The sequence below is a fragment of the Thermodesulfobacteriota bacterium genome, assembly GCA_039028315.1.
Classification (GTDB): domain Bacteria; phylum Desulfobacterota_D; class UBA1144; order Nemesobacterales; family UBA2774; genus CR02bin9.
This window is the reverse complement of the sequence record JBCCIH010000011.1, coordinates 1-20414: the sequence shown is the minus strand read 5'-3', so window position 1 is coordinate 20414 and position 20414 is coordinate 1. Positions and strand designations below refer to the sequence as shown.

Annotated in this window: 21 protein-coding genes; 4 read left to right on the top strand and 17 right to left on the bottom strand. The window is 41.3% G+C overall.

What is annotated here, in order from left to right; all coding sequences use genetic code 11:
- On the top strand, positions 1-410 hold a 410-nt coding region (locus AAF462_01690), incomplete at its 5' end, for a hypothetical protein (GenBank protein ID MEM7007827.1).
- 3 nt (positions 411-413) lie between these two features.
- On the opposite strand, the gene AAF462_01685 is transcribed toward AAF462_01690, so the two are convergent.
- The 12 genes from AAF462_01685 to tolQ all read right to left on the bottom strand — a co-directional run bounded on the left by AAF462_01685 (position 414) and on the right by tolQ (position 12605).
- Positions 414-752, bottom strand: a complete 339-nt coding sequence (locus AAF462_01685; GenBank protein MEM7007826.1) for a hypothetical protein — start codon at positions 750-752, stop codon at positions 414-416.
- A gap of 25 nt (positions 753-777) precedes the next feature.
- A complete protein-coding gene (locus AAF462_01680) occupies positions 778-1788 on the bottom strand; it encodes a tetratricopeptide repeat protein (GenBank protein MEM7007825.1) in 1011 nt (336 codons plus the stop codon).
- 21 nt (positions 1789-1809) lie between these two features.
- Complete coding sequence (locus AAF462_01675) at positions 1810-2331, bottom strand: hypothetical protein (protein ID MEM7007824.1); 522 nt, start codon at positions 2329-2331, stop codon at positions 1810-1812.
- Between the two features lie 76 nt (positions 2332-2407).
- Positions 2408-2884, bottom strand: coding sequence for a transcription elongation factor GreA (greA, locus tag AAF462_01670; protein MEM7007823.1), 477 nt, complete (start codon positions 2882-2884; stop codon positions 2408-2410).
- A 60-nt stretch (positions 2885-2944) separates the two neighbouring features.
- Complete coding sequence (gene carB, locus AAF462_01665; protein MEM7007822.1) at positions 2945-6136, bottom strand: carbamoyl-phosphate synthase large subunit; 3192 nt, start codon at positions 6134-6136, stop codon at positions 2945-2947.
- Positions 6137-6292: 156 nt separating this feature from the next.
- Positions 6293-7036: a CDP-alcohol phosphatidyltransferase family protein gene (locus AAF462_01660; GenBank protein MEM7007821.1), complete on the bottom strand. Its 744-nt coding sequence runs from the start codon at positions 7034-7036 to the stop codon at positions 6293-6295.
- 57 nt (positions 7037-7093) lie between these two features.
- Complete coding sequence (locus AAF462_01655) at positions 7094-7879, bottom strand: SPOR domain-containing protein (GenBank protein ID MEM7007820.1); 786 nt, start codon at positions 7877-7879, stop codon at positions 7094-7096.
- Positions 7880-7881: 2 nt separating this feature from the next.
- The gene (gene argS, locus AAF462_01650; protein MEM7007819.1) at positions 7882-9561 is read right to left on the bottom strand and encodes an arginine--tRNA ligase; all 1680 of its coding nucleotides are present in this window, start codon (positions 9559-9561) and stop codon (positions 7882-7884) included.
- A gap of 76 nt (positions 9562-9637) precedes the next feature.
- Positions 9638-10279 carry a histidine phosphatase family protein gene (locus AAF462_01645; GenBank protein ID MEM7007818.1) on the bottom strand — a complete coding sequence of 214 codons (642 nt, stop codon included), beginning with the start codon at positions 10277-10279 and terminating at the stop codon, positions 9638-9640.
- Between the two features lie 59 nt (positions 10280-10338).
- Positions 10339-11376, bottom strand: a complete 1038-nt coding sequence (locus tag AAF462_01640) for a cell envelope integrity protein TolA (protein MEM7007817.1) — start codon at positions 11374-11376, stop codon at positions 10339-10341.
- 18 nt (positions 11377-11394) lie between these two features.
- Positions 11395-11832, bottom strand: a complete 438-nt coding sequence (tolR, locus tag AAF462_01635) for a protein TolR (protein MEM7007816.1) — start codon at positions 11830-11832, stop codon at positions 11395-11397.
- An 8-nt stretch (positions 11833-11840) separates the two neighbouring features.
- Positions 11841-12605, bottom strand: a complete 765-nt coding sequence (gene tolQ, locus AAF462_01630; GenBank protein MEM7007815.1) for a protein TolQ — start codon at positions 12603-12605, stop codon at positions 11841-11843.
- Between the two features lie 221 nt (positions 12606-12826).
- Between tolQ and AAF462_01625 the strand changes: the two genes are divergently transcribed.
- A complete protein-coding gene (locus AAF462_01625) occupies positions 12827-13267 on the top strand; it encodes a hypothetical protein (protein MEM7007814.1) in 441 nt (146 codons plus the stop codon).
- A gap of 3 nt (positions 13268-13270) precedes the next feature.
- On the opposite strand, the gene ruvB is transcribed toward AAF462_01625, so the two are convergent.
- The 5 genes from ruvB to AAF462_01600 all read right to left on the bottom strand — a co-directional run bounded on the left by ruvB (position 13271) and on the right by AAF462_01600 (position 17183).
- Positions 13271-14293 (bottom strand): Holliday junction branch migration DNA helicase RuvB, encoded by a 1023-nt coding sequence (gene ruvB, locus AAF462_01620; GenBank protein MEM7007813.1) that lies wholly within the window; start codon positions 14291-14293, stop codon positions 13271-13273.
- A gap of 19 nt (positions 14294-14312) precedes the next feature.
- On the bottom strand, positions 14313-14900 hold the full coding sequence (ruvA, locus tag AAF462_01615) for a Holliday junction branch migration protein RuvA (protein MEM7007812.1): 588 nt from the start codon (positions 14898-14900) through the stop codon (positions 14313-14315).
- The gene (gene ruvC, locus AAF462_01610; protein MEM7007811.1) at positions 14884-15429 is read right to left on the bottom strand and encodes a crossover junction endodeoxyribonuclease RuvC; all 546 of its coding nucleotides are present in this window, start codon (positions 15427-15429) and stop codon (positions 14884-14886) included. The genes ruvA and ruvC overlap by 17 nt, the downstream gene beginning before the upstream one ends.
- 1 nt (position 15430) lies before the next feature.
- Positions 15431-16177 carry a YebC/PmpR family DNA-binding transcriptional regulator gene (locus AAF462_01605; protein ID MEM7007810.1) on the bottom strand — a complete coding sequence of 249 codons (747 nt, stop codon included), beginning with the start codon at positions 16175-16177 and terminating at the stop codon, positions 15431-15433.
- A 97-nt stretch (positions 16178-16274) separates the two neighbouring features.
- Complete coding sequence (locus AAF462_01600; protein MEM7007809.1) at positions 16275-17183, bottom strand: hypothetical protein; 909 nt, start codon at positions 17181-17183, stop codon at positions 16275-16277.
- A gap of 276 nt (positions 17184-17459) precedes the next feature.
- Here AAF462_01600 and rho point away from each other — a divergent pair, with 276 nt between their 5' ends.
- Both rho and ggt read left to right on the top strand, forming a co-directional pair.
- The gene (gene rho, locus AAF462_01595) at positions 17460-18773 is read left to right on the top strand and encodes a transcription termination factor Rho (GenBank protein MEM7007808.1); all 1314 of its coding nucleotides are present in this window, start codon (positions 17460-17462) and stop codon (positions 18771-18773) included.
- A gap of 73 nt (positions 18774-18846) precedes the next feature.
- Positions 18847-20414 (top strand): gamma-glutamyltransferase (gene ggt / locus AAF462_01590; protein MEM7007807.1); only part of this gene is annotated, 1568 nt, incomplete at its 3' end.

The following is a 20414-nucleotide window of genomic DNA, read 5'->3' as shown; positions in this document are numbered from 1 at the left end:
CGGAAATGCGTCCAAAACGGGAAATGGTTGATTTCATTATAGTAGGTATCGGCGTAAATATAAATTTGTCCCGGGATGAAATGAACTCAACTATGGGAGATGTCAGTAGAATTGCTACCTCTATCTCAGAGAACGCGGGAAGGGAAATTGATAGAGCCAAATTTGCCTCGGATCTGCTATTAGAGCTTGAGAACTGGTATCAGGTATATATGAAAAGAGGAAGCAAACAAATTGTATCTGAATGGACCAACAGATGGGGAGACATCAATAAAAACGTTAGGGTCAGCAGCGAAGATAATGCTTCTTTTGAAGGCGCAGCGGTTGGAATTGATAACAACGGATATCTGATGGTTAAATTAGACAGGGGAGAAACCGTCAAAGTTATAGCGGGTGATGTCGAGGTTGTATAGAACTCACGGCTCTTCTGAGTTAACACACTTTTTCATCTCTTCACAAACACTTTCCATTAGAGCAGTCCACTCACCTACAAGATCAAAATCATTTTCGGGAAGGGATTTTCTTATTTCTATTCCCGAGTTTTTAGGCTCTACCTTGCAATCTTTATATCGCTCGCAAATCAAAAAGCCAAACCTGTAGAGAGTGTTAATTGCTTTTGGCTCTTTGCTGGTGAATTTTGAGACCAGTACTACCTCCTGGTCAAACCCCTCGAATATAATATTCCATAGGCTCGAGTTCGCCTCCATTGCAAAAGTGAGATCAATAATATCTGTCTCTATGGGAGGTTGATCCATAAAAGCCTCTTGTGCAGAGAAAGTGCTATCGTGTAGTGGCTCCTGATAGCTGTGCAAGTCTAGTCTGGGCCCTACCAACATAAATAGAATATTCATCCTGTCCGGAGGATATATCTAAGAACTTCTTGTAGTATGTAATTGCCTGGGCAGTGTTCTTAGAACGATCATAGCTCTGCGCTATAAAGTAATATGCGTCTGGCCTGTTTGGATTAAGCGATATAGCTTTTTGTTCTGCTGCAATAGATTCTGGCAACTTATTCATATAGAATAGGGCTATACCCATATTCATATAGGCCGCAGCATAGTTAGGATCAAGCTTAAGTGCGTTTTGAAACTGAGCTATCGCTTGAGTGTAGTAGCCCTGATAGGTAAGAGAGTTTCCTAAAAAGTTATAGAGCTGAGGTGAAGGCGCAATCTCTGCTGCTCTTCTGTAATATGTCTCTGCCTGCCTAAAGGACTGTCTTTTTTGATAATAGGCTGTTCCAAGTCCAATTATGGCAGGTACCAGGTTCGGATCAATTTCAAGCGCTTTTTTAATGTTTGGATTGTTAGGGTTACTCCCTTCTGCTGCCCATAAAATGTAGAGGGCTTCTGCATTATTAGGGTCTTTTGACAGCACTTTTTGAGCCGTTTGAATGGCGCGCTTTTCATCACTTAAGTGATAATAGCTGTAAGCTAAAGCTAATTGTACAGAGGGAAGGTTGGGATTAATTTTAAGAGCCTTTTTCATATTCTCATATGAATCAATATAGAATTTCTCATAGTCGTCTTTTACTAGGTAGCGGTACCATCCTTGAAATGAATAAACCTCGCCAAGTCCTGCGTATGCTGGTGCGTAGTTAGGATCCGCTGCAATTGCTTGATTATAGTATGTGATTGCGCTCTGAAATCCCTGCGGGGTAAAAGTATGGAAGGCTTCTCTACCTTTTTTGTAACTCTCGATAGCTGTGCTCTGAGCAAATGAGTCTAAACTAAATACGCCTAGTGCTAATACTACTATTAATAAAACTTTGATTCTATTTGATAAGTTATTCATAAATCCCTCCCAACTTTTTTATTAATATATCTCCAAGATGTATTTTACTATTTCTTCAGCCATGCTTTCATAAATATCTTTTGCCATAAAACCAAGTGAGCTAAATCCGTTTATCTCACCTGTTGCAATCTCATTTCCTGTTGCCTTGTCCAAAAGAGCTAATTTGATTGTGATTGAAACTTCTCCGAATTTAATCCCCCCTCCTTCATAACTGATATCAGAGCTTGGTCTGTACTCTGAAACCTCTCCAAGCACAATAACAGTATCTGAAGCTGGGATGTTCGTAATATCAGAGTTGCTTACTTCTTTGAATTTGTTTTTAGAATCTAACAGGGCTGCAGACTCAGCAGGTATTTTAGCTAAGGCTTCTTTGGGGAAATCTTCAATCTCAGTTTCGAAGGTTTCAAACTGAACAGCTTGGAACTGACTAAGTTTAGTTTTAGTCGGTGTGAAATATGATGTGGTCTTAATCTCTCCACATCCTGAAAGGGCTAATGCAAAAAATACTAAAGGTACTATAGCTAGTAATAAATTCTTTTTCATTTAAGTTTGAGCCTCCATGCAAGCGAGTAGTATAAAATAGCATACTTAAGACGCTTCATAAAGCTTTTATGATAATTTATGAAATGTCTAAAACTACAAATTCTCTGACCCCGCCTGGGGCCTGAACCACTACATCATCATCAATTTGCTTTCCAATCAGTGCTCTACCTATTGGAGAGGTGATTGATATCATCCCGTTCTCAGGCTCAGACTCGTCTGGACCTACTAGCTGATAGGTCACTTCATCCCCAGTTTCCAAGTCCTCTAGTTTAACGTGTAGCCCGAAGGTAACTCTGTCCTTATTTCTTAAAGTGGCAGGATCTATTACTTCAGCCCTGCTTAACTTACTCTCAAGTTCCTGTATACGGCCTTCTACAAATGACTGCCGGTCTTTTGCAGTTTCATACTCAGCGTTTTCAGAAAGGTCTCCGAGTGATCTTGCGTACTCTATCAATTTTATGACCTCGGGTCTCTCAACCGTTTTTAGACGGTGAAGCTCCTCATGCAGCTTCTTATGACCATTAGGTGTCATAGGTACTCTTTCAACTGACACAATCACTACCTCCAATTATTTAAATACTCTAGTATTTCAGAGAATAAAAAGTATACAACATCAATAGTATTCCTGAATAGCCTTAACCTCGAGCCCCTGTTTTATCATAACTTCTATAGCCCCTACAGCAGCTCCAGAAGCTTCAATAGTAGTAAAATAAGGAACCCTGTGCATAATTGACGCTCTTCTTATTGAGTAGGACTGGGCAACCTCTTTCTCTCCGAAAGTTGTATTAATTACTAAGTGCACTTCTCCGTTTTTAATGTGATCTACAATGTGAGGTCTTCCTTCGGCCACCTTTTTCACATATGTGCTGTTGAGCCCGGCTCCTTCTAAATAAGCAGCTGTTCCCTTAGTCGCCATGATTGTAAAGCCCAGTTCCGAAAGATTCTTAGCTATCTCATAAGCCTTTGCTTTATCATCATCTTTAACGCTTATAAATGCTGTTCCTGACAAAGGAAGATCATTTCCTGCAGAAATTTGAGATTTGGCAAATGCTTTTCTAATTTCGGTATCTATTCCCATGACCTCGCCCGTGGACTTCATCTCGGGCCCTAGTATTGTGTCCACTCCCTGAAACTTTATAAATGGGAAAACAGATTCTTTAACGCATATGTGCTCAGGGACTATCTCTTGGGTAAACCCGAGCTCTTCTAGCGTTTTGCCAATCATCACCTTTGTGCCCAGTTTCGCAAGCGGAACTCCTATGGCCTTACTGACAAATGGAATAGTTCTGCTCGCCCTTGGGTTTACTTCAATTAAATAGACCTCGTTGTCTTTTATAGCAAACTGTATATTTGCCAGTCCTTTTACTTTCAGCGCAAGAGCTAGTTCTTTGGTCTGGCGCTTGATCTCTTCAATAATGGACGGTTCGATCGAATAAGGGGGCAGCACCATAGCGCTGTCGCCGGAATGAACACCGGCTTCTTCGATATGCTCAAGCACTCCTCCAACAACTACTGTCTCTCCGTCTGAAATTGCGTCAACATCGACTTCCTTTGCGTCTTTTAGGAATTTATCTATTAATATAGGGTGGTTAGGTGATACCCTGACCGCCTCTGTAATATATCTTCTAAGAGATTCTTCTTTGTATACGATCTCCATCGCCCGCCCACCAAGAACATATGATGGCCTTACAACAATCGGATAGCCTATATCTTCTGCAATACTAATTGCCTCATCTTGGCTTCTGGCAATACCGCTTTCGGGCTGTTTTAGTCCTAGCTTTTGTACCAACTCTCTAAAGCGTTCTCTATCCTCCGCAAGGTCAATGCTGTCTGGAGAGGTTCCAATTATTTTAACTCCCCTTTCTTCAAGTGGAATCGCAAGCTTAAGTGGTGTTTGTCCTCCGAGGTGAACGATCACTCCCCAGGGTTTCTCCCTATCAATTATTGAAAGTGTGTCCTCCAAAGTCAGAGGCTCAAAGTAAAGCCTGTCAGAAGTGTCATAGTCAGTACTCACCGTCTCTGGGTTACAGTTAACCATTATTGACTCAAAGCCCTCTTCATTTAGTGAATAGGCCGCATGAACGCAGCAGTAATCAAACTCTATTCCCTGGCCGATCCTATTTGGCCCGCCGCCTAAAATTATCACCTTCTTTTTATCCGTAGGAAGAGCTTCATCTTCCGTTTCGTAAGTTGAATATAGGTAAGGCGTATAGGCTTCAAACTCAGCAGCGCATGTATCTACCATCTTGTAGACGGATTTCAAATCGCTTTTGAGCCTCATGCCCCTTATATCGTCCTCTGGTTTTTCTAAAAGCTCACCAATTCTAATATCTGAAAATCCATACTCTTTGGCTTGTTTAAGTAGCTGCGAATCTGTGGTGCCGTTTGCATTTTTGAGCTTACTCTCAACATCTATTATTTGCTCTAAATTCTTAAGAAACCATCTGTCTATATATGTGAGGTTATATATTTCCTCAATATCCATACCCGCTCTAAAAGCATCAGCTAAATACCAAAGCCTCTCGGGATTGGGTTTTTGAAGCTTCTCACTTATTAATTCTTTATCAGTTGTAACGGGTTCAAGCCCCCAGGAGTCTATCTCTAAGGAGCGAAGGGCTTTTTGAAATGATTCTTTAAAAGTTCTACCTATTGCCATTACCTCTCCGACTGATTTCATCTGAGTTGTAAGGTATGGCTCGGTTTGAGGGAACTTTTCAAAGGTAAAGCGAGGTATCTTGGTTACCACATAATCTATTGTGGGTTCAAATGATGCAGGTGTATATCTGGTTATGTCATTTGAGATTTCATCCAGCGTGTAGCCCACTGCAAGTTTTGCAGCAATTTTGGCAATGGGGAAACCTGTTGCTTTTGATGCAAGAGCTGAGCTGCGAGATACCCTGGGGTTCATTTCAATAACCACCATTGTTCCGTCTTCAGGATTCACTCCAAACTGTATGTTGGAACCGCCTGTCTCTACGCCTATTTCCCTTATGATATCAAGTGATGCGTCTCGCATTCTCTGATATTCCTTGTCGGTTAAGGTCTGAGAAGGGGCAACTGTGATTGAGTCACCTGTGTGCACGCCCATCGGATCAAAATTCTCAATAGCGCAAATGATTACTACATTGTCAGCGCGGTCACGCATAACTTCGAGCTCATACTCTTTCCAACCAAGTACAGATTGCTCTACCAAAATTTCAGTAGACGGGCTTAGATCAAGCCCGGCTTTTGCAAAATCCTCGTATTCTTCCTTGTTATATGCAATACTGCCGCCAGCTCCCCCTAGTGTAAATGAGGGCCTTATAATTGCGGGATAACCAATTTCTTCAACAATGCTCCAGGCCTCATCCATAGTGTGGGCTATGCCGCTCTTTGGAACCTTGAGCCCAATATCGATCATTGCTTTTTTAAATAGTTCGCGGTTTTCAGCTTTTTGTATCGCAGGAAGCTTAGCTCCGATTAGTTCAACATTATGTTTTTCAAGAATTCCAGCTTCTGAAAGCTCAACAGCTAAGTTAAGTGCTGTTTGTCCTCCGAGTGTAGGGAGTAGAGCCTGAGGCTTTTCTTTTTCTATAATTTTCTCAACAATAGACGGGTGCAGCGGCTCAATGTATGTGCGGTCAGCAAATGAGGGATCTGTCATAATGGTTGCCGGATTGCTATTCACAAGCACAATCCGATAGCCCTCTTCTTTAAGTGCTTTACAGGCCTGGGTCCCTGAATAATCAAACTCACAAGCCTGCCCGATTACAATCGGGCCCGATCCAAGTAGTAATATAGTTTCTATATCTGTGCGTTTAGGCATATTCGTTTAACTCTTTTATCGAGAAAAATAAGTTAAAAACAAAGCATTAGAATAATGATAATTCAGCCAAAATCGTAGGTGTTCTACCACTTAGGCTATGAATTTATACCTAAGAATTCAAAAACTATCAAATATGTTGTGGATATTCGTTTGGATTTATGATTCAGTCTGCTCAGACTGCACGTCAACTTGGGGTTCCTCTCTGTCCTCAGCGTCTCTTTTCTTTAAGGTGCCCATAACATGAACCATCCTCTGAATAGCTGTATATGATGAGAATACGAGTATGAGAATTAGAGCAAGTTTTAGTAAATAATTATCCGATCCCAAGCCAAAAGCATTTGCGATTAAGTTTCCAAAGAAATTAAATACAGAAAGAACGCCCAGATATACTACTCTCTCTGTTCTCTGCATTATTCCCACTTCGCAGTCCACATTCAGTCCCTCGGCCCGTGCCCTTGTATAGCTGACCATGGTGGTGGAGACGAGTATGAAAAAGACCACGTACATAAATATCGTGCCCTGGAAAAAGCTGAGCAGTCCAACATAGATAAATGCCTCTGCAACTCTGTCTAAACACGAATCAAAAAATGCGCCGCTTTGGCTATTAATTCCAAGCGCTCTTGCAACACGCCCGTCAAAAATATCAAAAGTTGATCCGCCTAATACTAAAATCCCGCCAACAAAAATCAGACCGTAATGATAGGCAAGACCAGTGATTATTCCGACCACGAGTGTTGAAAGTGTAAGGATATTGGGATGAACTTTAATCTTTAAAAGATAGTCTTCAATCGGCAGCATAAGAAGAAGCCACCAAGTCTTTATACCGCTTCCTAAAAGCTTAGAAGACTGCGGTCCTTCTTTGTTCTTAGAGCGCTCTGCAATTTCTTCGGGATGAGTCATTATTAGAAAGTAACCATATCAGCTTTAAACTGTGCAAGCAAGCTTGAGCAGCTTGGGTTAATTATTCGTGGTTATAAATACCGACTTTACTTGAGACTGTTGTTTTTTTAACTGATCACCGTATTGAGTAGCCTGCTGTTTTGTTGTGAATGTGCCGACCCTTACTCTATACCACATTTTATTATCGGGTGCAGAGTACTTCTTTATAAATGCTGGATAGCCTTTAGAAGTTAGAGAGTTCATAAGCTGATTCGCCTGAGCTTCATTTTGAAGCGCTGCTAGCTGGACTGTGTACTTACCACTAGGGTCGGTCTTGGGAAGTGATGATGTCGCTGGCGGAGGCGGGGGCGAATCTTGTCTGTTGGGAGCCTTTTCAAGCTGAGCTTCTTTTAGCTCTTCTAAAACTTCCTCCTTGGATTCTGCCTTTGTTTCTTGTTTTGGTTTTGGAGTTGCCGCTGGAGGTTTAGGTGTCTGCTTACGAGTTACAATATCCAAGTTTTCCTCTTTCACTTTCTCCACCATTTCTTCTCTTTCTTCTTGAGTTACCTCTTTTGCCGGCGGAGGTGCATCTTGCCGAGAGGGTTTTTCAGGTGCTTTTTCAGATACCTCTTCTACAACCTCATCCGTCTCCTCTATTATCTCTTCCTGGTTCATATCCGGCTCCGATGATACCTCGTCATATACTCCGACTTCGTAACTTCTGTCTGCATCATCAGAGTCAGAGCCTCCAAGTCCGTTTCCTATAATTACTCCAAGAGCAAAGACAACTATAAAAAGTACTGCAAATGTGACAAATAGCGGAACTAATTTACTTTTCTTAGGGCTAGGGGTTTTCTCACTCATATCTACATTTTCTCCGGGGCTGATACGCCCAATATATTAAGTCCGTTAGCGAGCACTGTCCGGGTGCATTTAATTAAATAAAGTCTTGCAGCACTCATCTCTTTGTTATCGTCAACTACTCTACACTTATTATAATACACATGAAACTGAGCTGCCAGCTCTTGAAGGTAGTAGGCGAGCTTATGAGGAGCAAGCGAATTTGTGCAGTCCTCTATAACCTCTGGGAATAAAAGGAGCTTTTTCACAAGGTCAATTTCTTCTGGGGCTGTTAGAAGTGCTAAACTCTCATTTGATTCTAAAAGTCCCTGTTCTTTGGCTTTTCTGAAGATGCTTCCTATCCTGGCATAAGCGTATTGTATGTAGTAAACAGGATTTTCACTTGATTCTTTCTTTGCTAAATCAAGATCAAAATCAAAGTGGCTCTCTGAGCTTCGCATAACTAGAAAAAAGCGCATTACATCTGAGCCTACTTCCTCTATCACATCTCTCATCGTAACGTAGCTGCCGGCTCGTTTAGACATCTTTACTTCCTGACCTTGGCGCATGAGTCTGACGAATTGAATTAGGACTACGACAAAGCTGGACTCATCAAGTCCCAGCGATTTTAGTGCGGCTTTTAATCTCGCTACATGGCCGTGATGGTCTGCACCCCAAACATTTATGATACTATCAAAACCTCTTTGGTATTTATCAAAGTGATAAGCTATGTCTGCTAAAAAGTAAGTTGGGCTTCCATCGCTTTTAATAAGTACCCAGTCCTGTGTATCGCCAAATTCAGTTGCCTTAAACCAAAGCGCACCTTCTCTTTCCTCTAAAACACCTTTGCTGTAGAGTAGCTCTTTTATTTCTTCTAATTTACTTTTATCAGATCCGTTGTTTGTGCTGTGAATATTATATTTCTCGCTGTACCATTCATCAAAATAGACATTTACTTTTGCTAGGTCGTTTTTTATCTCCTCAAGCAAAATACCTTTGGCAAATTCTTTGCAGTATTCAGTAGATTCTTCCGCAGAATAATCATTTAGAAGCGAGTCAGCTTTTTCAGCCTTTATTTGCTCTGCAATTTCTACTACATACTCCCCTTTATATCCATCCTCGGGTAGCTCTCCGCTGTGTCCAAATAGCTCTTTGTATCTAATAAAAACGGACTCTCCTAAAAGGTTCATCTGCCGCCCGGCGTCATTAATGTAAAACTCTTTAACAGTTTCGTATCCTGAGGTTTCAAGGATTCTAGCCAGAGTATCGCCCACGACCGCGTTTCGGGCATGGCCCATGTGTAAATACCCTGTGGGGTTTGCGCTCACAAATTCAACAAGCACCTTCTTGCCTTGTCCCATATTTAAGGCGCCGTATTTATCACCTTTTTCTTCTATCTCGGTTAGTTTATTTACAATTGCTTGTTCTTTTACATAGAAATTTACAAACCCCGCCCCGGCAATCTCTATCTTATTAAACAATTTATCTTTTTCTTCAGGAAGGTTTTCTATTATCATCTCGGCCACTTCTCTTGGTTTTTTGCCGAGCTTATTGGCAAGGATCATTGCGGTATTGACGGAGAAATCTCCAAACTCTTTTCTCTTAGGAATGCCTACTTCGACATCTACCGATAGATCAGGAGCATCTAGTTTCTTTGATAAGTTTTCTACTGATTTAGTAACTACACTTACAATATCTTCTTTCATAACGCTATGGAATTACACCAGATAAATATTAATCTTACAACAGCTTGGCACACTTTATAAGTAGAGATAACTTTTGCTACTTTCTCTTTTCCTCAAATGAAGGAACAGAATCCATTGGGGAGAGGTGTGATACATCATTTATTACATCTACCCTAATTTCTCCGTTCTCTGAAACTATAATATTCTTCGAAGTGGCCTGAACATTAAATTCCCTAAATCCTTTTAGACCGACTCCTGTGATTTTGCATAGAAGAGTAATTATCGTGAGGTTATGGCTAACTGCAACAACGGTCTCTCCTAAATGATCTTCGTGCACTTTTTCTAAAACGCTCCAGGCCCGTTGTTGAACTTCAACTAGCGACTCTCCATTTGGAAGCCTCAGCGTCTCTGGGCTTTCTCGCCATTTCTTTAAAACCTCAGCATATCTATCCCTAATATCAGGAAATGTAAGCCCTTCAAGATCTCCCTGGTTCATCTCATGAAGATCATGTTCTACTCTAACTGTTAGGTTATGATGTCTTGCGATATGCTCGGCAGTCTCAATTGCTCTTTTTAGGTGGCTTGAGTAGATAGCTGTAATTTTGTGATCCCTTAGGGAATGTGCAAGCTCTCTTGCCTGCTTTCGGCCGTTTTCGTTTAAAACAATGTCTGCAATGCCCTGGCACCTGCCTAGTCTGTTCCAGTCTGTCTCGCCGTGTCTAATTAGGATGAGGTTCATTAATTCTCCACAATGATAGTCCAGTAAGCTTATACAAAATCTCAAAAAAATCCTAAATTCTATGGATCGTTTCTAAACGTGAGCTCAACGCCGTTTGTTTTAGCTTCCTTAGCAAGCTCAGATGGAGGCACAGGCAGGGGCGCTGATCTGAATACGGCCTGCTTACAATAATTATCAAATGCTGAATTTCCAGATGATTTTGTGATCGTAACATCATTAACCTTGCCAGTTTCGTTTACTTTAAAAACCAATGAAGTTGTTAGACTACCGTCATTTGGCAGACCTGGGGGCATTCTCCAGTTTCGCTGAATTTTCCTAGTTACCTGATTCGCGTACGTTTGTATTATTAGTGGGCTTATTGCTGAGCCGCCGCCGGGGTTTGGAGATCCGCCTGTAGCTGACTCTGTGTCTGACTCTACGCCAAACTTTTCATCATCGGCCATAGCAAGTCTGGCCTCTTCACCCATTTCTTCCTCGGGAATATTATCTAGTGCATCATCTGTTTCTGATGGATCTTCTTTCTCCTTCATAAGCTCATCTAAAACTTTTTGTCTCTGAATGTCTTTAAGAACCTGCTCTTTTTCTTTGTCTAAATCTTTTTTCTTTTCAGGTTTTTTAGTCGGCTTTGGAGTTGCTTTTGGCTTTTTAGTTGGGGCAGGCGTAGCCTTTGGTTTTTCTGTGGGCTTAGGAGTAGGCTTAGGTGTAGCTTTAGGTGTCGGCTTTGGTGTAGCTTTCGGCGTCGGCTTAGGAGTAGGCTCTGTATTTAGGGCAATCTTGTCTTTTTCTACAATTTCTTTTATCTCAGGCTCTTTTTCGGGCGGAGGCGGGGTCGGCTCGGGTTCCTGGGCTATTTCTTCCTCCGGCTCTTTAGGCTCGGGGGTAGGAGGGTCCTTCTTTGGAGGAGTTGGCTTTTTAGCGCTTGAGCCGCTTCCGATATCTAGATCTGATATAGAGACTTGAATTGGACCCGGGTCGTTGCTGCTATACTCTGTGCCTCTAAATCCCCAAAATAAAATGAGCACTATAATTCCCACATGAAGGGCTACTGAAAATATAAACCCCAGGCGGCTCGAAGAGTCTTTTTTACTTGGTTTCATTTTCCCCTTTAGCCTCTTCTATCTTGATGGAATAGGCTCCGTGATTAGCCCTAGTTTGGTAACACCAGCGTTTCTGATTTCAGACATTACTTCAACTACTGTTCCATACTCAACTGTTGTATCAGCTCTTAGGAACACGTCTTCTTCCCTTACTTCCTTTCCCTGATCAGACATTATCCTTCTTATTTCCAAGCGAAGATCGGACAATGCAAACTGATCTTCCTCAATGTATATCTCGCCTGCTGAATTAAGCGTGACCACTACTTTGCGCTCACGATCCAACGAAGGCATCGCTTTAGATTCTGTTCTGGGAAGATTAACATCAACGCCCTGATATAAGATTGGCGTAGTAACCATAAAAATTACAAGTAACACCAGCATCACATCCACAAATGGAGTAACATTGATCTCGGACATTACTGAGCGCCCGCCGCTGTTGTTTGTCTGCATTCCCATAGTTTTATTTAAACCTTTTTCACATACCTATCTACAATATTTAAGAACTCTGATGAAAAATTCTCCATATCTACATCTATTTTCTTCACTCTGCTAAGTGAGTAGTTATATCCGATTACTGCCGGAATGGCTGCTGCAAGGCCAACGGCGGTCGCAATGAGCGCTTCCGCAATACCGGGGGCCACGGCCTGAAGCGTAGGCACTCCTTGGCTGCCTGCAAGCCCGATGAATGAGGTCATAATTCCCCAAACAGTTCCGAAAAGTCCTATAAATGGCGCCGCGCTTCCTGTTGTAGCAAGAAACGTAAGAGAGCTCTCAAGCTTTGATATCTCTGAGGCCATAGTTCTTTTTAGCGCTCTTTCTACAAGCTCTACAACCCCAAGCTCTGTGTCAATCAACTCTCCGCCGCCAGATGGCTCTGGGGTTTGTGCTCCTCCCTGAGCTCTGGACTTTCTTATTTTTAATATTTCTGTATAGCCCGCTCTGAAAACTTCCGCAATTGGGCCGCCCATATGTTTGGTTGAAGTATAGAGGTTTCCAAAATTGCCGCTTGCGCTGTATAGCTCTAAGAATTTTTCTGAGCTTTTAGTGGCCCTTTTTAGCACAAAATATTTAGAGAAAATAATTGCCCAGGACACAACTGACATTATCAATAGTAATAATAAAACCCCTTTTACTACTGGGCCTGACTGGGTTACGAGCCCAAGAACACTCATGTGGTCTGCAGGAGATCCGGCGGGAATTTGAGTTACATAATATATCCAGTTGTTCATGTTTTATTAACCTTGTGAAAAGATAGATTTTGGACTTGAAAAGCAAATAATTTATCTGATTTCATATACATATGGGTTACATCTAAGGGTTAACCTAAAGTTTTCCATACATATAGATCAAAAGCAATATTATATTTAGTGATTTAAGATGAAACTATCAGAATTTTGCCATGGAATGTATAATACATCACATAATGTAACAAAGGACATGGAGGTGCAATATGAAAAAAATAATGCTGTCAATGATTGTAGTAACTTTTCTTATTTGCGGGATTACGAAAGCCTACTCGCAGGATGAAAGATTTAATTATGTAATCGAGGAGAGCTTTTATTTAGTTAAGCCTGAGAACAAAGACAAATTCATCGAGGTATACAAAGAAAAGCTTCTGCCGTTTTGGAAAGAGATGCAAAACCGCGGCGTTATTGTGGGTGAGTACAAACTATACTCACAAAGGCTTCATACCCTTGAGCCCAGCTGGACCTATAAGACAGTAGTCGTTTTTCCCAACTACGAAGCTCTAGACAGGTGGCTATCACTTAGGGATGAAGTTTATGACTCACTGTTTCCTGGTGAAGGCGGGTACAAAGCTCCTAGAAAAGAGATTGATGTGATCACTGAGTCTCATTGGGATGAGTTTCATAGAGAAATAAACATGCAGTAGCAGTTATGAGTTAAAAAGTCCCTTTTGGGCTTGGGGAAGTTCTATTTTTAAGTGCTCATAAGCAAGAGGAGTTGCGGCTCTGCCTCTAGGTGTTTTGATAATCAGCCCTTCTCTTACCAAAAAAGGCTCATATACATCTTCAATAGTGTCACGTTCTTCACTAACCGCGGAGGCTAGCGTATCTATACCCACAGGGCCACCATTAAATTTATTTATAATTGCCTCAAGTATAGCTCGGTCAAGTCCATCTAGGCCAAGTGAGTCAACCTCAAGCATCTCAAGCGCTGAGCCTGCAACATCAAGATCAATAGCTCCGTCGGCTTTTACCTCAGCGTAGTCTCTTACTCGTTTTAATATCCGGTTTGCAATTCGAGGCGTGCCCCTTGCTCTTGTGGCAAGTTCATTTGCGCCCTCTTTTGTAAGATCCACTCCAAGAATTTTTGATGAGCGGTTTAAGATTCCCTTAATCTCATCAGATGTATAGTAGTCCAGCCTTAAATCCACACCGAACCTTGATCTTAGAGGTGAAGTTAAAAGACCGGTTCTCGTAGTGGCGCCAACAAGAGTAAAGTGGTTAACGCTAACCTTCATAGATTTAGCTGTAGGCCCCTCTCCAATCATGATATCTATCTTGTAGTCTTCCATTGCAGAGTAGAGGTATTCCTCAACTATGCGGTTTAAGCGGTGGATCTCGTCAATGAAAAGTACGTCACGATCGTTTAAGTTAGTTAGAATCGAGGCAAGATCTCCTACTCTTTCTATTACAGGACCTGAGGTTGAATAAATATTAACCCCGAGCTCATTAGCTACGATGTGTGCAAGGGTTGTTTTGCCTAGTCCAGGAGGGCCGTAGAGAAGCACATGGTCTAGCGCTTCTTTTCGTCTCTTAGCGGCTTCAATAAAAATCCCGACTTTCTCTTTAACCTTGCTCTGACCTAGGTATTCGGAGAGGCGCTCTGGCCTTAGGTTAATATCAAAAAGTGAATCTTCTTCTAGATTTGTCCCTGTGACTATTCTTTCTTCCATGTTGTATATATAGGGCTATTTACCCTTTTCTCATTACTTTAAGACACTCTCTTAGAGCTATTTCGAGATTGTCCTGATTTTCTGTAATTTCTTCAATTTCTGAAATCCTCTCATCAATCTCAGGTCGTTTATAGCCTAGGTTCATAAGAGCGGATATGACATCTTCTACAATACCTGATTTGCCCACTGTTTGGGATGCTGGCTCAAACTTAGAAAGCTTGTCTTTAAGCTCTGTCGTTAGTCTTGAGGCCATCTTGGGGCCAATTCCGGCAATTTTCTTTTTAGCTAGATCGCCTGAGTTAATAGCCTCTGCTAAATCACCTGGTGATATATTTGAAAGTATGCTCATCGCAACTTTAGGGCCGACTCCTGATACTCCTATTAAAATGGTAAATATCTCTTTCTCATCCTGCGTAAGAAAACCATAGAGCTCAATTGTGCTCTCTTTCATATGCGTGTGGATCTCTAGAGCTACCTCAATACCAGATTCGGGAAGTCTGTAATATGTTGAAAGGGGTACAGTGACCCCGTAGCCTACACCATTCACATCAATCACAACTTTACCAAGTGTTTTCTGTGCTATCTTGCCTCTAAGAAGGGAGATCATCTATTGTAAAACGCCTCCTTTTTCTTCTTGGCTGAACAAATTCCTTTCCTAATTTCGTTTCAATTTGTGAAATGTTTATGTGACACAGCGCAATCGCCACTGCATCAGATGCATCCTGAGTCTGCCACTCTTTAACACCTAAGATTCTTGATAGCATCCCCTGCACTTCTGCCTTGTTAGCCCTTCCCCGCCCTGTAAGAGCGAGCTTAACTTTTGTTGGTGCATATTCGTAAACCATAATTCCAGAATTTGTGCCTGCAAGAAGCGCTACACCTCTTGCCTGCCCGAGCTTGATTGCGCTCTTTGCATTTTTAGCAAAGAAAATATCTTCTATAGACATTACATCAGGGGAATGCGCTTCAATTACTTCCACAATTCCGTCATAAATAACTTTTAATCTCTGATTAAGAGGCAGCGCAGCTTTAGGGATAATACATCCACTATGAATGTGGGTGACCACGCCTTTTTGGACTTCAAGAATCCCGTAGCCGCAAACCTTAGAGCCGGGATCTATTCCAATTACTCTCATATTAAGCCATGCTTTCTATAAGTTCTTCTGGTATATCAAAGTTTGAATAAACGTTCTGCACATCATCGCTGTCTTCAAGTGCTTCCATTAGGCGAATCATGTGCTCGGCTTCTTTACCTTCAATTTTCACATTGGTCTCTGGAATCATTGTAACCTCTGCTGAGTCATACTTTATGCTAGCATCATCTAGCGCGCTCTTCACTTCTTCTATAGACTCCGGAGGGGTTACCACTACAAGCTCGTTATCCTCAGTGATTACGTCTTCTGCTCCTGCATCAAGGGCAATTTCAAAAACCTGATCCTCATCTACATTTGCCTTTTCGAAACCAACACGGCCTTTCATATGAAACATCCAGGCAACACAGCCATTTTCCCCAAGGTTGCCTCCGTGCTTTGTGAAAATTCGTCTTATATCCGCAACTGTTCGGTTCTTGTTATCTGTAAGTGTCTGCACAAGCACTGCGCTTCCGCCAGGGCCGTATCCTTCGTACATTAGCTCATGGAAATCATCGCTTCCAAGCTCGCCTGTTCCTCTTTTAACAGCGCGGTCAATTGTGTCGTTGGGCATGTTTGCACTTTTTGCTGCATTGATAGCAGTTCTAAGGCGCGGGTTAGAATCCAGATCTCCGCCCCCGTGTTTTGCCGCAACTGTGAGCTCTCGGATAAGTTTTGTAAAAACTTTTCCCCTCTTTGCGTCTACAGCCGCTTTTCTGTGTTTGATGTTAGCCCATTTAGAGTGTCCTGCCATATCTCTTTCACCTCTTTAAATAAATATCCGTAAACCTAAAACATGAGTATAATAGAATTTTATAACATCGGCCGAAAATTAGCAAGAATTCAGGTGGTTAATCCAGCTTTGTAACCGTGACCGTAATTGGCTGAGGCCCCTGTATCTTAGTTGTGATTGTAGAAATCTCTGCGCCTTTGTTAATCTCTCCAACTGTCAGTATGACCTGAGAGGGATTAATAATTTGCCCTGATAGTGAGACAAAATTAAATTTCATCTTAGTATCCTCAGCTAGCCCAAAGACGTCCGCTGTAATTGGAGCAGGTACACCAGTTTCGGTTTGTGAGACTATAATGTTGTATCCCCAAGCCGGCATATCTGAGTTGATGAATGTCCCGTCTGCTTTTCTTAAGCTCATTCTAATCATGCCGTCACTATTTACTACAGAAGAGCTTAGGTTGTTAAATATAACGGCTGCTTGGTTATCTTTTAGAGCTACTATATCTCCGTTTATAAACGTATTGTCTGTTGTATTTAAAATACCTATTTCAAATTTGCTGGGCTCTAAAATGCTTAGCTCCGGAAAAGTAAGGGTGGCATGTAACTTGCCAAACTCTATAAATAAGGAGCTGATTGATTGAAGAGTGCCTGAGCCTGATCTAAAAGACGGATCTTGGGGGAGAGTGAGTTTTACAATTCCCTGTGTTCCCGAAACCACTAAACCGAAAGCTGACGAAAGCGAAGAAGGAATATTTAACTTCCTCCAGCCATCTGTAAGAGTTCTTGTTTCAATCTTAACCTTCTCGCCAAGTAGATGATTTCTGTCTAGAGATCTTATAGAGTTTATTTTTCCTGAGTATTTGGGATTGATGTAAATTTCCCCGCTAAGCGAAGTTAACTCAAGTTCATATAAAGAAGGAGGGGCAGCCATAGCATCTTCACCAATAAAATTTTTATCTACAAATATTTGTAGTACTAGAAAACTGAAAATAATAAAACTAATTAGTGTTAGTAAGCCTTTTTTCATTTTCATCATATCTCCTTTAAACTTGCTTCCATTAATTTTTATAATATGTATAATAGTTATAATCATAATTCAAACAAGTGGGAATCATTATAGCATAAAGAGGCAGTATTTATTGCCTGAAAAAAACTTACTTGACAAAATAGTTCTTTAAGATACATAATATTATTGGCTATTAACTTTCAATAACAACTCAAAAGAACTGATATTCATTTCCATAAATTCGCAGTTTGATTTTTGAAAAATCCTATAAAATATGGGTCGAGGAATTTAACATATATGGCGAGAGCAACAAAATTACGGGAAAAGCCCGCAGAAAAAGAAACAACAAAAGAAGCTCACTTACTTAATCTAAATGATCTAAGAGACACTAAAAGTGTTGAGCTTATGAAAATGGCGAGAGCACTTGAAATTGAAGAAGCCTCTCGAATGACTAAGCAGGACATCATTATTGCCATCCTAAAAGCTCAAAGCGAAAAAGAAGGTGTAATATTCGCTGAGGGCGTATTGGAAATACTATCTGAAGGCTATGGATTCTTAAGATCTCCAAAGTACAGCTATCTTCCGGGGCCGGATGATATATATGTATCGAAATCACAAATAAGATCATTTAACCTAAAAACTGGCGACACAGTAGGTGGTCAGGTCAGGCTCCCACGAGAGGGAGAGAAAAACTTAGCTCTTCTTAAAATACAGGAAGTAAATTTTGACTCACCTGAAGTTTGCAGAGAAAGAGTTGCATTTGAAAACCTTGTACCGCTTCATCCAGAAGAAAAGATAGAGCTAGAATATGATCCAGAGGAGTTTTGCAGCAGGGTCATAGACTTATTCGTACCGATTGGTAAGGGTCAAAGAGCAGTTATTGTTGCTCCCCCTAGAACTGGTAAAACTATTCTTCTTCAAAGAATTGCAAACGCGATTACTCAAAACAACCCAGAGATAGTTTTAATTGTACTTCTTATAGATGAGCGTCCTGAGGAAGTAACCGATATGGACAGATCTGTTAACGGGGAAGTTGTAAGCTCTACATTTGATGAGCCTGCTCAGCGCCATATTCAGGTATCTGACATGGTTATTGAGAAAGCAAAAAGACTTGTTGAGCATGGTAAGGACGTAGTTATTCTGCTCGACAGTTTAACAAGGTTAGCACGCGCTAGTAATACGGTTACACCTGCCAGCGGTAGAGTATTGTCAGGTGGTATGGAAGCAAACGCATTGCAGAGACCAAAGAGATTCTTTGGTGCTGCACGAAATACCGAAGAAGGCGGTAGTCTTACGATTATTGCCACTGCTCTTATCGACACTGGAAGTAGAATGGACGAGGTTATTTTTGAGGAGTTTAAGGGAACAGGAAACATGGAGGCTTATCTTGATAGAAGGCTTGCTGATAAGCGTGTGTTCCCGGCTATTGATCTTCAGCGCTCAGGCACGAGAAAAGAAGAGCTTCTCCTAAGCGAAGAAGTTCTTAATAAAGTCTGGCTGCTTAGAAAAGTTCTAAACCCAATGAATACAACAGAGTCTATGGAGTTCTTACTGGACAAAATGAGCGGTACTAAGTCCAATAAAGAGTTCTTTAACATGATGAATAGCTAGTTGTATTTAATAGAACCCAAAACCCCTTACTTTTCAAATTGATATCTTAACGCTATCCTATTTGCCTATGTACATGCCAAGCTACATCTTTGCAACTACTCTGTTTGCACTGCTATTTGTAACATCCTATTTATTTGCCCAGGAAAACCCACTATACAGCTCAAAAGCCAGGTTTCACCCGGTAGTTGCTAAGAACGCTATGGTGGCAACAGAGAACAAATATGCAACCATGGCAGGCCTTAGGGTTCTTAAAGAAGGCGGAAACGCTGTTGATGCGGCGGTTACAATTGGCTTTGTAATGGCGGTTACCTATCCAAGGGCCGGAAACTTAGGCGGCGGCGGTTTTATGCTCACCTATATTTCAGATAAAGATGAAGTGGTAGCGATTGATTACCGCGAAAAAGCACCACTAGCAGCAACCAAAGATATGTTCTTGGATAAAGAAGGGAATGTAGATAAGAATAAATCCAGAAACAGCATACTTTCCGCCGGGGTTCCGGGCACAGTAGCTGGACTTAGTTATGCACTAGAGAAATACGGGACTATAAGCCTTCAAAGAGCTCTTGCACCGGCAATTGAGCTGGCTAAAAATGGTTTTGTTGTGGATTATGAGTTAAGCAAATCGCTTGGACAGGCTAAAGAGCAGATGGAAAAATCACCTGCCAGCATGAAGATCTTCTACAAAGAAAATGGCCAGCCATATAAAGAGGGTGATTTGCTAGTTCAAAAAAACTTGGCTTTAAGCTTAGAGGAAATCTCAAATAATGGACCTAAAGCTTTTTATGAGGGAGAGATTGCAGATAAAATTTCTGAGTTTATGAAAGATAACGACGGATTGATATCTAAAGAGGACCTAAAAAAATATAGTGTAGCTCAAAGAAAACCTGTTAAAGGGAACTACCGCGGATACGAAATATACTCAATGCCTCCACCAAGCTCGGGCGGGGTACATTTAGTTCAGATGCTAAATATTTTAGAGCAGTTTCCTCTACCTTCTTATGGACAGAACACAGCTAAAACAATCAATATCTTAGCGGAAACTATGAAGCACGCATACGCGGATCGTTCTAAATATCTTGGTGACCCGGACTTTAATCCAATTCCGCTAGCAGAGCTCACATCGAAAGACTATGCAAAATCTATAAAAAATGAAATCAAACCTGGATCGGCTATACCGAGTATTGAAATTAAACCTGGTGACTTAAGTAGCTATGAAGGTCCAAATACCACGCATTTTTCGGTAATTGACAGTGATGGCAACGCTGTATCAAACACATATACGCTTAACTTTAGTTATGGATCAAAAATTACTGTTCCTGGAACAGGCATCCTTCTCAATAATGAGATGGATGATTTCTCTGCCAAGTCAGGCGTGCCGAATGCATACGGACTTGTAGGAGGCAAATTAAACTCCATTGAGCCTGAGAAGAGAATGCTAAGCTCAATGAGTCCAACTATAGTTATGAAGGACAATATGCCGTTTCTTATTACCGGAAGCCCGGGGGGAAGTAGGATTATTACCACAGTTCTACAGATCATATTAAACGTAGTAGATTTTGATATGAACATTGCCGAGGCTACTAATGCAGCGCGTGTTCATCACCAATGGCTTCCTGATACTTTATTTGTAGAAAAGGGCTT

Coding starts and splice junctions, on each gene's coding strand:
- rho (MEM7007808.1), top strand. CDS start 17,460: ATGGCGAGAGCAACAAAATTACGGGAAAAGCCCGCAGAAAAAGAAACA.
- AAF462_01625 (MEM7007814.1), top strand. CDS start 12,827: ATGAAAAAAATAATGCTGTCAATGATTGTAGTAACTTTTCTTATTTGC.
- AAF462_01655 (MEM7007820.1), bottom strand. CDS start 7,879: ATGAGTGAGAAAACCCCTAGCCCTAAGAAAAGTAAATTAGTTCCGCTA.
- AAF462_01600 (MEM7007809.1), bottom strand. CDS start 17,183: ATGAAAAAAGGCTTACTAACACTAATTAGTTTTATTATTTTCAGTTTT.
- ruvB (MEM7007813.1), bottom strand. CDS start 14,293: ATGGAAGAAAGAATAGTCACAGGGACAAATCTAGAAGAAGATTCACTT.
- AAF462_01660 (MEM7007821.1), bottom strand. CDS start 7,036: ATGACTCATCCCGAAGAAATTGCAGAGCGCTCTAAGAACAAAGAAGGA.
- AAF462_01645 (MEM7007818.1), bottom strand. CDS start 10,279: ATGAACCTCATCCTAATTAGACACGGCGAGACAGACTGGAACAGACTA.
- AAF462_01605 (MEM7007810.1), bottom strand. CDS start 16,177: ATGGCAGGACACTCTAAATGGGCTAACATCAAACACAGAAAAGCGGCT.
- AAF462_01675 (MEM7007824.1), bottom strand. CDS start 2,331: ATGAAAAAGAATTTATTACTAGCTATAGTACCTTTAGTATTTTTTGCA.
- argS (MEM7007819.1), bottom strand. CDS start 9,561: ATGAAAGAAGATATTGTAAGTGTAGTTACTAAATCAGTAGAAAACTTA.
- ruvC (MEM7007811.1), bottom strand. CDS start 15,429: ATGAGAGTAATTGGAATAGATCCCGGCTCTAAGGTTTGCGGCTACGGG.
- carB (MEM7007822.1), bottom strand. CDS start 6,136: ATGCCTAAACGCACAGATATAGAAACTATATTACTACTTGGATCGGGC.
- AAF462_01640 (MEM7007817.1), bottom strand. CDS start 11,376: ATGAAACCAAGTAAAAAAGACTCTTCGAGCCGCCTGGGGTTTATATTT.
- AAF462_01685 (MEM7007826.1), bottom strand. CDS start 752: ATGGATCAACCTCCCATAGAGACAGATATTATTGATCTCACTTTTGCA.
- AAF462_01680 (MEM7007825.1), bottom strand. CDS start 1,788: ATGAATAACTTATCAAATAGAATCAAAGTTTTATTAATAGTAGTATTA.
- tolQ (MEM7007815.1), bottom strand. CDS start 12,605: ATGAACAACTGGATATATTATGTAACTCAAATTCCCGCCGGATCTCCT.
- tolR (MEM7007816.1), bottom strand. CDS start 11,832: ATGGGAATGCAGACAAACAACAGCGGCGGGCGCTCAGTAATGTCCGAG.
- ruvA (MEM7007812.1), bottom strand. CDS start 14,900: ATGATCTCCCTTCTTAGAGGCAAGATAGCACAGAAAACACTTGGTAAA.